Raw genomic sequence first — 12,074 nt, forward strand, 5'->3', positions numbered from 1 at the left:
GCTGCATCGGATCCGGGGTCGGAGCCGGTGTCGAAGCCGGGGTCGAACCCGGTGTCGAACCCCGGCCCGGTCAAGCGGACGCGGCCGGTCGTGGCGACCATCGCAGCCCTCGTGGCGGGGTGCGCGGTGGCCGCCCAGACCTCCATCAACGGGCACACGAGCGTGGCGGTCGGATCTCCCGTGCTCGCGACCGCGGTGAACCACGGCTCGGCGCTGCTGCTCTCGCTCATCGTGGCGCTCGCCATGGGGGCGCTGCCCCGGGCCGCCCGAGCGCTCCGGCAGCGGCGTGCCGAGCTCCGCTGGTGGTGGTTCCTCGGCGGCCTGATGGGCTTCGTGGCCGTGCTCGCCATCATCACGGTGACCCCCACCGTGGGCGTCGTCGCGGTGGCCGTGGCCGTCACCCTCGGGCAGCTCATCGGCTCGGTGATGGCCGACTCGCTGAACCTCGGTCCGGGAGGCCGGCGACCGCTCAACCTGCTCCGCACGGTGGGCCTCGGCGTGGCGGTCATCGCCGTCGTCGTGGGAGCGGTCGGCCGCTTCGAGGTCGAGAACCTCATCGTCATCCCGGTCGTCATCGTCGCCGGCATCATCATCGCCGTGCAGCAGGCGTGGAACGGCTGGATCGTCGTGGTCTCGGGTGAGTTCGCCGCCATGTCGGTCATCAACTTCGCCACCTCGGCGATCTTCGTCGGCACCGCGCTCGTGATCTCGATGCTCAACGCGCCCATCGACTTCGCCGCGCTGCCGCCGTGGGCGCCCCTTGGCGGCGCCGTCGGGGCCGTGATCGGCGTGGTCACGGCGCTCACCCTGCGCATCATCGGAGTGCTGAGCGTGATGCTCTGCATCGCCGCCGGGCAGGCCATCGCCGCGGTCGTGCTCGACCTCGTGGTGCCGGTCGACGCCCTCGGGCTCACGCCGGGCGCCGTGCTGGGGGCGGTGCTCGCGGTGGCTGCGGTCGGGATCGCGGGGCTCGGCGCGCTCACCGGCGCGCGACGGCGGGCGGCGGATGCTCGTGCTGGCGGTGCGGGTGTCGGTGAGGGTGCGGGTGCCGGTGATGCCGCAGGTGAGGGTGCCGGTGTCGGTGATGCCGCGGTGCCGCTGCCCGGGAGCCAGAACCCCTAGACAACACGCGGGCCGGTACAGCCGCCGGGCCAGGAGGAGATGCCATGCCGACCACCGTCGATGCCGCCGTCACCCACAGGGGAGCGCTCGATCTCAGCGTGGAGCCGCTCGTGCTCCGGGATCCCGGCGCTCGCGACGTCGTGGTCGAGATCGACGCCACCGCGTTCTGCTACAGCGACTGGATCGCGGTCGCCGGTGGCACGGGACTGCCCGAACTCGACCTCTACCCGGTGGTGCTCGGGCACTCCGCGGTGGGCCGCGTGGTCTCCGCGGGCTCGTCGGCGCGGCATCGGGAGGGCCAGCGGGTGCTCATCACGGCCACGCCCGAGTGCGGCGAGTGCTTCTGGTGCACGAACGGGCGGATCGACCAGTGCGAAGGCCTGTTCGTGCCGGCGCCCGTGATCGGAGCGCTCGAAGACGGCCGCGAGGTGCGCGCCCCCGGCTCGTCGGCGACCTACGCCGAGCTCAGCGTCATCCGCGACATCCAGGTGTTCCCGGTCGAGAGCGACCTGCCCGACACCTGGCTCGCGATGTTCGGCTGCGGCATCATCTCGGGCATGGGCGCCGTGGTGAACGTGGGGCGGATCGAGCCGGGGAGCTCGGTCGTGGTGGTCGGCTGCGGTCAGGAGGGGCTGTGGATGGTGCAGGCCGCGCGGGCCCTCGGAGCCAGGACGATCGTCGCCGTCGAACCGCTCGCCGCCCGGCGCGAGCTCGCGCTGCGCCTGGGGGCCACCGACGCCGTCGATCCTTCGGGGCTCGACGAGGCCGAGCTGCGGGATGCCGTGATCGGGCTCCTCGACGGCCGCGGCGCCGACTACGGCTTCGACGCCGGCGGCTCGATCGCCTCCGTGCAGCAGGCATTCGCCTTCACGCGCCTCGGCGGGGTCGTGACGATGACGACCTACGTGCGGCGCGACAGCACCGTCGACCTGCCGCTGTTCGACCTCGCGTTGCGCGGCCGCGACGTGCGGAGCTCGCAGAGCGGGCGGCTCGACATGCGCCGCGACCTCGCGCAGTTCCTGCCGTGGCTGGAGTCGGGCGCGGTCGACGCGGAGGCCCTGCTGGGCGAGGTGCGCCCGCTCGCGCTCGCGAACGAGGCGCTCGCCGCCTCCCGCGACCGCACCGAGCTCACGCCGATCCTGCTCCCGTGAGCAGAGTCGACGCGAGCTCGGGCTCGCTGGTCAGGCGCGCCAGACCGACTTGAGGGAGACGAACTCGCGGATGCCCTCGATCGAGAGTTCGCGGCCGATGCCCGAGTCCTTCGTGCCGCCGAAGGGCAGCTCGGGGTAGGAGATCGACATGCCGTTCACGAAGACGGCGCCCGCGGTGAGGCCCGCGATGAGGCGCTCCTCCTCGTCGGCGTCATTCGTCCAGACCGCGGAGCTGAGCCCGAACGTCGTGTCGTTGGCGATCTTCAGCGCCTCCTCGGCGTCTGCCACCCGGAAGACCGTGGCCACCGGCCCGAAGGCCTCCTCGGCGTAGAGCCGCATGCTCGTGTCGACGCCCGTGACCACGGTGGGCGGGTAGAACCAGCCGGCGCCCTCGGGAGCCTCGCCCCCGGTCGTGACGGTGGCGCCCTTCGAGCGTGCGTCGTCGACCAGGCCGGCGAGATCCTCGCGGCCGGATGCCGTGGCGAGTGGGCCGACGTCGGTCGACTCGTCGGTGGGGTCACCCACCGTGAGCGCCCCCATCGCGCTCGTGAATCTCTCCACGAAGGCGTCGTAGACGTCGCCGTGCACGAGGAATCGCTTGGCGTTGATGCAGGCCTGGCCGTTGTTGGAGGTGCGGGAGCTGACCGCGGTCGCCACCGCCGCATCCAGGTCGGCGCTCGGCATCACGATGAACGGGTCGGAGCCGCCGAGCTCGAGCACGACGTGCTTGACCTCGGAGCCTGCGATCGAGGCGAGCGAGCGGCCGGCGGGCTCGGATCCGGTGAGGGTGGCGGCCACGACGCGGCGGTCGCGCATGACCTTCTCGACCCGGGCGGCGGGGATGAGCAGGGCCCGGAACGAGCCGGTGGGGAAACCGCCGCGCTCGAACAGTGTGTCGAGGTAGAGCGCGGCCTGCGGCACGTTCGAGGCGTGCTTGAGCAGCCCGGTGTTGCCGGCCATGAGCGCGGGAGCGGCGAAGCGGATGACCTGCCAGATGGGGTAGTTCCAGGGCATGACCGCGAGCACCGGCCCGATCGGCTCGTAGCGCGTGTAGGCGCCCGAGGCGTTCATGCGCTCGGGCTCCTCGATGGTGCGGCCGGTGAGGAACGACTCGGCGTTGTCGGCGTAGAAGCGCATGGTCTTGGCCGACTTGAGAGCTTCGGCGCGCGCCTGCGCGAGGGTCTTGCCCATCTCGGTGGTGAGCATCCGCGCCACCTCCTCGGCCTCGGCCTCGAGCACGTCGGCGGCCGCGCGCATCCAGCCGGCGCGGTCGGCGAACGTCGAGCTGCGGAGGGTGCGGAACGCGTCGACGGCCTCGTCGATGCGGGCGTCGACCTCGGCCTCGGTGTGCGCCTCGAACTCGCGCTCGGTGACGCCGGTGGCGGGATTGATGGTGGCGATCGCCATGGGGGTGCCTTTCGTGGGGATGGTGCGGATTGCGTGGGGTGGGGATTCCGGTGCGCGTCAGCGCGCGTCGGCGCGTGTCGGCTGGGGGGCGGGGGCGTCGAAGATCTCGGGATGCCGCGCGAGCTCGAGGCGGGTGCGGCGGATGTGGGAGGCGAGCACGCGCTCGGCCTCGTCGGCATCGCCTCGGCGGAGGGCGGAGACGATGAGGTGGTGCTCGTGGTGGGCGCTGCGGTCGCCGGCCGAGCGGAACACGGTCGTGTAGGCGCGGCGGTAGGGCTGGGTGCGGTTCCAGAGCCGCAGCACGGTGTCGTGCAGCATCGTGGTGGCGGCCTCGGTGTAGCAGGAGAGGTGGAACTCGCGGTCGAGGCGGAGGAACGTCTCCACATCGTCGGAGCGCTCCATCTCGTGGGCGAGGGCGTCGAGCCCGTCGATCTGCTCGGGCGTGAGCAGAGGCACGTTGAGGCGCAGCAGCAGCGGCTCGAGGCGCTCGCGGATCTGGTAGATCTCCTCGCACTCCGCCAGATTGAGGCTCGTGACCCAGGCCCCCGTGTTGGCCACGACCTTCACGAGGCCCTCCGACTCGAGCAGGCGGAGGGCCTCGCGAGCGGGCACCCGGCTGGCGCCGTGCCTGCCCGCCACGTCCTCCTGCCTGATGCGCGTGCCGGGCGGGTAGGTGCCCGCGAGGATCGCGTCGCGGAGCTCGGCGGCCACCCGGGTGCCGGCCGAGCCGTGCATGATGAGGTCGGTGGTCATGACCGTCATTCTGCCGGGCGGGCGGGATGCCAGAGGCGCACGTCCGCATCCTTCTCATACGCCTTGCCCTGCGGGAAGCTCACGAGCTCGAACTGCATGCCCCAGGGAGCACGGAAGTAGAGCCAGCGCTGGCCTTCGGCGGCTTGCTTGCTGGCCACGGGCGAACCCATGACCTCCACGCCCTGCTCGCGCAGGTACGCCTCCGCCACGTCCAGGTCGTCGACGTAGAGGGCGAGATGATGGCCGCCGATGTCGCTGTTGAGCGGCTGCGGCGCCTGCGGCCGGCCGTCCTCCGGCACCGCGTACTCGAACACCTCGAGGTTCGTGCCGTGGCCGAGGCGGTAGAAGCGGATCTCGCGGATCTCGGTCTGCGGGTCGACCCCGATCTGCACCTGCATGAAGTCGTCGTCGGGGCCGGAGGCGCGCTTGGCGCCCAGCGTGTAGACGGGGACGGCGCCGAGGACGTCGACGAGGAAGCGCTCGGCCTCCTCGAGGTCGGGCACCGTGAAGCCCACATGGTCGATACCGCGCGAGCCCGGGATTCCTGCGGACATGCGACCTCCTTGACGCTCGATTGGATCCATTGTGCGCCATCCGCACGAGAAAATCCATCGATTTCACGATCAGGCGTTGATATTGGATGCAATCCCTCGTATCGTCGTGGGCAAGCGAGAGGCACCGCCGGGTGCCGCCGTGCGGAAGGAACGTGGCGAAGATGCCGAAGACCCGTCGACTGCAGACCGGAGTGGAGTGGCAGGAGCTCACGACCACGCCCGCCGATTGGAAGGCCGCCGACCCGGCGCTGCTCGGAACCATGCTGGCCGAGCTCCATCTCATCCGGGCCTTCGAGGAGACCGTGCTCGAACTCGCGGGCGAGGGCCTCGTGCACGGCCCCGCGCACTCGAGCATCGGGCAGGAGGGCGGCGCCGTCGGCTCCATCGTGGGGCTCTCGTCGGCCGATGCCGTCAACGGCTCGCACCGCGGCCACCACCAGTTCCTCGCCAAGGCGCTCACCCACGTCTCCGACGGCCGCATCGACCCGGCGCACGCGGTCACCGAGCCCATCCAGGCCGTGCTCCAGCGCACGCTGGCCGAGATCCTCGGTCTCGCCCAGGGCTACTGCTCGGGTCGCGGGGGCTCGATGCACCTGCAGTGGTTCGAAGCGGGAGCCCTCGGCACGAACGCCATCGTGGGCGGCGGCGCCCCCATGGCGGCGGGCAACGCCTGGGCGCAGAAGCACTCGGGCACCGACAACATCACCATCAACTACTTCGGCGACGGCGCCGCCCAGATCGGCTCCGTGCTCGAGTCGATGAACCTCGCGGCGGCGTGGAAGCTGCCGGTCATGTTCTTCATCGAGAACAACATGTACGCCGTCTCCACCAAGTCCGACGAGATCACCGCCGACACCCGGTTCTCCGTCCGGGGCCAGGGCTTCGGCATCCGCTCCTGGCGGGTCGACGGCATGGATCCGCTCGCCGTGCACCTGGCCACCAAGGCCGCCGAGGAGCACATGCGCTCGGGCGAGGGCCCCGCCATCATCGAGGCCGAGGTCTACCGCTTCTTCCACCAGAACGGGCCATACCCGGGCAGCGCCTTCGGCTACCGCCCCAAGGAGGAGGAGGGGCAGTGGAAGGCGCGCGATCCGCTGGACCGCCTGGCCAAGGAGATGATGTCGCTGAAGCTCATCGACGAGGCGGGGGTGGTGGCGCTGCGCGAGCAGGCCAAGGCCGCCATGAGCGCCGCGGTCGCCGAGCTCGTGGAGGCCGATCCGGAATCCGACGGCAAGCGCCGGATCATCCCGTCGCTCTGGCCCGACGTCGGCTACGTCAACGTGGGCGTGCGCGGAGACGCGAGCGAGCTCGCCGAGCTCGACGCCTCCGATCCCACCTCCTACGAGGGCGAGTGGCGCGACCTCAAGTTCGTCGACGCCGTCGCCGGGGTGATGGACCGCCGCATGGCGGAGGATCCGCGCATCATCGTCATGGGTGAAGACGTGCACCGCCTGAACGGTGGCACGAACGGCGCCACCAAGGGCCTGGCCAAGAAGTACGGTTCCGACGCGCAGGGCGACGGCCGCGTGCTGGGCACCCCCATCAGCGAGAACGCCTTCACAGGGCTCGGCGCGGGCCTCGCGCTCGACGGCCGGTTCCGGCCCGTGGTGGAGTTCATGTACCCCGACTTCATGTGGGTGGCCGCCGACCAGGTGTTCAACCAGATCGGCAAGGCGCGGCACATGTTCGGTGCCGACACGCCCGTGCCCTTCGTGCTGCGCACCAAGGTCGCGATGGGCTCGGGCTACGGCTCGCAGCACCTCATGGATCCCGCGGGCATCTTCGCCACGAGTCCCGGCTGGCGGATCGTCGCCCCCTCCACGGCGGCCGACTACGTGGGCCTCATGAACGCGGCGCTCGCGCTGGAGGATCCGGTGCTCGTGATCGAGCACGTCGACCTCTACGGCACCGCCGACAAGGTGCCGGAAGGCGACCTCGACTACATCCTGCCTCCGGGTCGCGCGGCCGTGCGGCGCACCGGATCGGACGTGACCGTGATCAGCTACCTCTCGATGGTGCGCCACGCGCTCGAGGCGGTCGAGCAGACCGGCATCGACGCCGACGTCATCGATCTGCGCTGGCTCGACCGCGCGTCGATCGACTGGGACACCATCGGGGAGTCCATCAAGAAGACCAACAGCGTGCTCATCGTGGAGCAGGGCGCCCAGGGCACCTCGTACGGCGGCTGGCTCGCCGACGAGATCCAGCGTCGCTACTTCGACTGGCTCGATCAGCCGATCGAGCGGGTGCACGGGGGTGAGGCGTCGCCCAGCATCTCGAAGGTGCTCGAGCGCGCCGCCATCGCCCGCACCGAGGAGGTCGTCGCCGGCCTCGAGCGCGTGCGACTCGGATTCGGAGAGCGCTGATGTCGACCGTCATCCGTATGCCGGAGGTTCTCGCGGGAGCCGCCGAGGGCGCCATCCAGTCGTGGCTGGTGCAGGTGGGGCAGTCCGTCGTGGTGGGTGAGCCGCTCGCCGAGGTCGAGACCGAGAAGGCGACCGTGGAGTACGCCGCCGAGATCGGTGGCACGCTGCTGAAGGTGCTCGTCGATGAGGGGGTGTCGGTGAGCGTGGGCGAGCCGATCGCCGTGGTCGGCGAGCCGGGCGAGAGCGCCGACGATGCGGAGGCGCCCTCGGGCGGCTCGGCTTCGGATGCTTCTGCGTCGGGTGGTTCTGCGTCGGGTGGTTCTGCGTCGGGTGGTTCTGCATCGGGGGCTTCGACCGTCGAGGCCGGCACATCGGTGCCTGCGGGGTCGAAGCCGGCCGACGGCGCGTCGCCTTCAGAGCCTCGGACCGAGCCCGAGCCCGAGACCGCGCCGGAGGGCGAGAGCTCGCCCGTGGCGGATGCGCCGGTGGATCTGAGCGGGGGCGAGGCCGGTTCCGGTGAGTCCGGATCAGGGGCGTCCGGTTCCGGTGAGTCCGGATCAGGAGCGTCCGGGTCCGGCGATTCCGGATCAGGTGAGCCCGGGTCGCGGCTGTTCGCGAGTCCCATCGTGCGCCGGCTGGCGAAGGAGCGCGGAGTCGACCTCGCGTCGCTGCGCGGCACCGGGCCGGGTGGGCGGATCGTGCGGGCCGACCTCGAGCGGGCGCCGGAGAGCGCACCGGCCTCGGCCGGGAGCGGCGGGGCCGGTCGTGCCGGTGCACCCGCTGCATCTGCATCCGCGTCCCCTGCCTCCGCCGCGCCTGCGAAGGAGGCGCCTGCTGCCGCTCCGGCGACCGCGCCCGCCGCTGCCGGCGGGGCCGGGTTCACCGAGGTGCCTCACACGGGCATGAGGCGGGCCATCGCGCGGCGGCTCACCGAGAGCAAGTCGACGGTGCCGCACTTCTACCTCGTGGCCGACTGCCGGGTCGACGACCTCATCGCCCTGCGCAAGACGGTCAACGAGGCGGCCAGCATCAAGGTGTCGCTCAACGACTTCGTGCTGAAGGCGGCTGCGGCGGCGTTCGGCGACGTGCCGGAGGCCAACGCCACCTGGGGCGACACCGCGGTGCGCCGCTACGACACCGTCGACATGTCGGTGGCCGTCGCCATCGAGGGCGGGCTCGTCACTCCGGTGCTCCGCTCGGTCGAGAAGCTCCCGCTCACCGAGGTCGCGCGCACCGTCGCCGACCTGGCCGGCCGGGCCCGCGAGGGAAAGCTCCGCCAGAACGAGCTCGAGGGGGGCAGCTTCGCCGTCTCGAACCTCGGCATGTACGGGGTCACCGAGTTCTCGGCGATCATCAACCCGCCGCAGTCCGCGATCCTCGCGGTCGGTGCCGCCCGGCAGCAGCCGGTCGTCGTCGACGGGGAGCTCGCGGTCGGCACGGTCATGACCGTCACGCTCTCGGCCGATCACCGCGTGCTCGACGGCGCCCTCGCCGCCCAGTGGCTCGCGGCCTTCGTCAAGCGCATCGAGAACCCCCTCACGATCCTGATCTAGGGCAGGATCTCGCCCTGCACCCCGGGTACCGTCCCGTCACGCGGGGTGCAGGCACCCCATCCGCCCTCTGAGGACGGAATCGAAGGAGTTGTACGGCCAGCCCCGCGCAGATCTCCTTCTTCTCCGACTTCGGCCCTGAAACTCCGTCGTCTCCGAGTGCACGGCAGCGGGGGTCAGGGGCGGAGCAGGGCGGCCGCGGCCGTGGCCGCTGCCCGGCCCGCGCGGTTCGCGCCCACCGTCGACTGCGACGCACCGAAGCCCACCAGCTGCACCCGTGGGTCGGCCTCGACAGCCGTTCCACGCATCCGGATGCCGCCGGCGGCGTTCCGCAGGTGCAGCGGATCGAGGTGCGCGAGGTCGGCGCGGAAGCCCGTGGCCCACAGCACCGTGTCGATCGAGGTGAACGAGCCGTCGGCCTCGCGCACGCCGTGCGGTTCGAGCGCCGTGAACATCGGCCGCCGCTCGAGGGCGCCGCGATCGCGGGCGGCGAGGGCGTAGGGGGTCCAGAACAGGCCCGTGTAGGAGACGACGCTCGAGGCCGGGCGCCCCGCCTCGACGTCGGCGGTGACGCGGGCGATCGTGTCGCGGCCGGTCTCCTGCCCGAAGGGTCCCTCGAGGAAGACCGGTTCTCGGCGCGTGTACCAGGCGGTCCAGGCCACGCGTGAGATCTCCTCGAGCTGCTGCACGGCCGAGATCCCACCCCCCACGACCGCCACCCGGCGACCCCGGAACTCCTCGAGCGACACGTAGTCGCGCGTGTGCAGCTGACGACCGAGGAAGACGTCGCTCCCGGGGGAGGACGGCCGCAGCGGGTTGCCCCAGGTGCCGGTGGCATTGATGACCACGTGCGTCAGCCACGCGCCGGGCTGGCCGTGCTCCCCGGGAGGGCCGCCGATGGTCTCGACGATCAGGAGTCCCGCCGGATCGTCGTCCACGGCCCGCACCGAGCCCACGCGCACGGGCCGCAGGATGGGGAAGTCGTTCTGCTCCTCGTAGTCGGCGAAGTAGCGCGGAACGGCTGTGCGGCTGGGCTCGTCGTCGTCGATCGGCGGCTTGGCGAAGCCCGGCAGGTCGAAGATCCCGTTGACCGTCGCCATCCGCAGCGACTCCCACCGGTGCTGCCATGCACCGCCCGGAGCCGTCTCGGCGTCGAGCACCACGAAGGTCCGGAGTCCCCGGTCCGCGCTGCCCGGATGCTCGAGCGCGCTCTCGAAGCCGAGCCGCCGCAGGTGGAACGCCGCCGAGAGACCCGCCTGTCCGGCACCGATGACGACGACTGTCGCGGAGTGCTGAGGCGGACGGGCGGTCATGCCCGGTACAACGTCATGGGGCGGCGGATGTTCCCGGCGTCACGGGTGCGCGATGCGCTGCGGGCCATCCGGGCTGCGGGTGAGGAACCCCCGCACCTCCGCGATGACCGCCTCGGGCGTGTCGGCGGCGTCGACCGTGAGACCGGGCTCGTGGGGGCCGAGGGGTTCGAGCGCGTCGAGCTGCGAGTCGAGCAGCGATGCGGGCATGAAGTGGCCGGTGCGGGAGCGCAACCGGCCGAGCAGCATCTCACGATCGCCCTGCAGCAGCACGAAGCGCGTGCGCGGGGCTCGCTCGAGGATCGCGTCGCGGTAGCTCACCCGGAGCGCCGAGCACGCCACCACGACGCCGGTCGCGGGGGCGCCGGTGCCGGTGCCGGTGCTGGCTGCACGGATCGCGTCGCCCACGGCCCGCAACCACGGCCACCGGTCGTCGTCGTCGAGCGGCAGGCCCGCCCGCATCTTCTCGATGTTCGTGAGCGGGTGCAGGTCGTCGGCGTCCACGAACGGAACGCCCAGCGCCTCGGCCAGAGCGGCTCCCACCGTCGACTTGCCGGATCCGCTGACCCCCATCACGACGAGAGCAGGAGGCGGGTTCATCCCTCCACCGTACCCACTGCGGGCCCGGGCGGGCTTCAGCGCAGGTGGCTCTGCCAGTCCGCGGGCACGCGGTCGGCGGGCCCTGGCACGGTCTGGTCGAGCGGATGCGCGTGCGGCGGCGCGAGGACAGGGCCGTCGGCGTAGTCACCGGCCGTGTAGTCCCAGAACCAGTCCTCCCCGGGCTCGAAGCTCTGGATGACCGGATGCCCGGTCGACTCGAAGTGGGCGGTGGCGTGGCCGCTCGGCGAGGAGTCGCAGCAGCCCACGTGACCGCACCGGGCGCAGCGGCGGAGGTGCAGCCACCACCCGCCGGTCTCACCGCACTCGAGGCAACCCGCTCCGCTCGGCGGGACGGTGGGGTCGATGGACTGCTCGCGCTCGCTCATGCGGTGATTCTGCCCGCTGCGGTGCGCTCGGGCAACCGCAGATGCCGTTCGCCGCGAACCGCCGGCGGGTCAGGCCGTGATGCCCGGCATCGCGCCCATGCTGCGAAGGGTGAGGTCGACGACGTAGACGATCACGACGATCGTGATCACGAACGAGAGCGCCACGATCCCGAACGCCACCCACATCGGCGCGATGCCGCGGCCGCTCCGTCGGCGCACCACGAGAGAGCGGCCGATCGCGTAGACCGGCGCCACGACGCCGAGGAACGCGAAGGCCCAGTGGAACGGCTGCGCATACCCGCGGGCGAGGAGCCACTTGCGGTCGAAGAAGGCGAGCACCACGCCCGCGCCGTAGATCGCCCAGCCCACGACGGCGGCCACGGCCTGCGCCACGAGCGCCGCGGTCGACATGCCGGCGAACGGATCGACCGAGCTCGGGTCGGTCGAGTACGGCACGCTCAGCTGCTGCTCGAGGTCGGTGAACGACAACGGCAGCGTGAGCAGACCGATCAGGGGGAGGAGCGTGATGACCCAGATGAAGGGGCCGTAGGCGGGCGTCCCGGGAGCCACCTTCGGAGGCGTCGCGGGTGCGGACTGCTGCGCGGAGTAGGCGTAGTGGTCCGGCTGCGCGGGGTACGCGGGTGGTGCGGCGGCCGTCGGCTGCGAGGCGGATGCCTGCTGCAGGTGTCCCGTCCACGCCGTGCCGTCCCACCAGCGCTGGAAGGCCGAGCCGGCCGGATCCGGGTACCAACCTGCGGGCGTCCGCCCATCCGCTGTGCTCACCGCGTGCCTTTCGAGGAGGGGTCGGCGCGTGCACCGCGCCGCACCAAGCTTACGGGCGGCACTTCGAGCAACCGTTCCGGAGGGAGCGGTAT

Annotated in this window: 11 protein-coding genes; 4 read left to right on the forward strand and 7 right to left on the reverse strand. The window is 71.7% G+C overall.

Annotation, left to right across the window (positions count from 1 at the left end; genetic code table 11):
• Positions 1–90: 90 nt before the first annotated feature.
• Both N1028_RS14620 and N1028_RS14625 read left to right on the forward strand, forming a co-directional pair.
• Complete coding sequence (locus tag N1028_RS14620; protein ID WP_259530102.1) at positions 91–1,122, forward strand: DMT family transporter; 1,032 nt, start codon at positions 91–93, stop codon at positions 1,120–1,122.
• Between the two features lie 44 nt (positions 1,123–1,166).
• Positions 1,167–2,273 (forward strand): zinc-binding dehydrogenase, encoded by a 1,107-nt coding sequence (locus N1028_RS14625; protein ID WP_259530103.1) that lies wholly within the window; start codon positions 1,167–1,169, stop codon positions 2,271–2,273.
• Positions 2,274–2,303: 30 nt separating this feature from the next.
• Here the strand turns inward: N1028_RS14625 and N1028_RS14630 are convergent, their stop codons facing one another.
• The 3 genes from N1028_RS14630 to N1028_RS14640 are packed head-to-tail and all read right to left on the reverse strand — an operon-like array spanning position 2,304 to position 4,987.
• Complete coding sequence (locus N1028_RS14630; protein ID WP_259530104.1) at positions 2,304–3,680, reverse strand: NADP-dependent succinic semialdehyde dehydrogenase; 1,377 nt, start codon at positions 3,678–3,680, stop codon at positions 2,304–2,306.
• A 57-nt stretch (positions 3,681–3,737) separates the two neighbouring features.
• Positions 3,738–4,433, reverse strand: a complete 696-nt coding sequence (locus N1028_RS14635; protein WP_259530105.1) for a GntR family transcriptional regulator — start codon at positions 4,431–4,433, stop codon at positions 3,738–3,740.
• A gap of 5 nt (positions 4,434–4,438) precedes the next feature.
• The gene (locus tag N1028_RS14640; RefSeq protein ID WP_259530106.1) at positions 4,439–4,987 is read right to left on the reverse strand and encodes a VOC family protein; all 549 of its coding nucleotides are present in this window, start codon (positions 4,985–4,987) and stop codon (positions 4,439–4,441) included.
• Positions 4,988–5,148: 161 nt separating this feature from the next.
• On the opposite strand from N1028_RS14640, the gene N1028_RS14645 reads away from it, so the two are divergent.
• Together N1028_RS14645 and N1028_RS14650 are read left to right on the forward strand one after the other, a co-directional pair.
• Positions 5,149–7,353, forward strand: coding sequence for an alpha-ketoacid dehydrogenase subunit alpha/beta (locus N1028_RS14645; RefSeq protein ID WP_259530107.1), 2,205 nt, complete (start codon positions 5,149–5,151; stop codon positions 7,351–7,353).
• Positions 7,353–8,906, forward strand: coding sequence for a dihydrolipoamide acetyltransferase family protein (locus N1028_RS14650; RefSeq protein WP_259530108.1), 1,554 nt, complete (start codon positions 7,353–7,355; stop codon positions 8,904–8,906). Before N1028_RS14645 ends, N1028_RS14650 begins: the two co-directional genes overlap by 1 nt.
• Positions 8,907–9,079: 173 nt before the next feature.
• On the opposite strand, the gene N1028_RS14655 is transcribed toward N1028_RS14650, so the two are convergent.
• The 4 genes from N1028_RS14655 to N1028_RS14670 all read right to left on the reverse strand — a co-directional run bounded on the left by N1028_RS14655 (position 9,080) and on the right by N1028_RS14670 (position 11,982).
• Positions 9,080–10,216: an NAD(P)-binding domain-containing protein gene (locus tag N1028_RS14655; RefSeq protein WP_259530109.1), complete on the reverse strand. Its 1,137-nt coding sequence runs from the start codon at positions 10,214–10,216 to the stop codon at positions 9,080–9,082.
• 39 nt (positions 10,217–10,255) lie between these two features.
• Positions 10,256–10,813, reverse strand: a complete 558-nt coding sequence (locus N1028_RS14660) for a gluconokinase (RefSeq protein WP_259530110.1) — start codon at positions 10,811–10,813, stop codon at positions 10,256–10,258.
• A 35-nt stretch (positions 10,814–10,848) separates the two neighbouring features.
• Entirely contained in the window at positions 10,849–11,199 is a 351-nt protein-coding gene (locus N1028_RS14665) for a UBP-type zinc finger domain-containing protein (protein WP_259530111.1), read from the reverse strand.
• Between the two features lie 69 nt (positions 11,200–11,268).
• Positions 11,269–11,982, reverse strand: a complete 714-nt coding sequence (locus N1028_RS14670) for a DUF2510 domain-containing protein (RefSeq protein WP_259530112.1) — start codon at positions 11,980–11,982, stop codon at positions 11,269–11,271.
• Positions 11,983–12,074 lie beyond the last annotated feature (92 nt).

It is taken from the genome of Herbiconiux oxytropis (assembly GCF_024979315.1).
Taxonomy (GTDB): domain Bacteria; phylum Actinomycetota; class Actinomycetes; order Actinomycetales; family Microbacteriaceae; genus Herbiconiux; species Herbiconiux oxytropis.

Bases quoted from the DNA above. Each gene is read 5' to 3' on its own strand.
- N1028_RS14650 (WP_259530108.1), top strand. From the start codon at position 7,353: ATGTCGACCGTCATCCGTATGCCGGAGGTTCTCGCGGGAGCCGCCGAG.
- N1028_RS14655 (WP_259530109.1), bottom strand. From the start codon at position 10,216: ATGACCGCCCGTCCGCCTCAGCACTCCGCGACAGTCGTCGTCATCGGT.
- N1028_RS14625 (WP_259530103.1), top strand. From the start codon at position 1,167: ATGCCGACCACCGTCGATGCCGCCGTCACCCACAGGGGAGCGCTCGAT.
- N1028_RS14630 (WP_259530104.1), bottom strand. From the start codon at position 3,680: ATGGCGATCGCCACCATCAATCCCGCCACCGGCGTCACCGAGCGCGAG.
- N1028_RS14645 (WP_259530107.1), top strand. From the start codon at position 5,149: ATGCCGAAGACCCGTCGACTGCAGACCGGAGTGGAGTGGCAGGAGCTC.
- N1028_RS14635 (WP_259530105.1), bottom strand. From the start codon at position 4,433: ATGACCACCGACCTCATCATGCACGGCTCGGCCGGCACCCGGGTGGCC.
- N1028_RS14640 (WP_259530106.1), bottom strand. From the start codon at position 4,987: ATGTCCGCAGGAATCCCGGGCTCGCGCGGTATCGACCATGTGGGCTTC.
- N1028_RS14665 (WP_259530111.1), bottom strand. From the start codon at position 11,199: ATGAGCGAGCGCGAGCAGTCCATCGACCCCACCGTCCCGCCGAGCGGA.
- N1028_RS14660 (WP_259530110.1), bottom strand. From the start codon at position 10,813: ATGAACCCGCCTCCTGCTCTCGTCGTGATGGGGGTCAGCGGATCCGGC.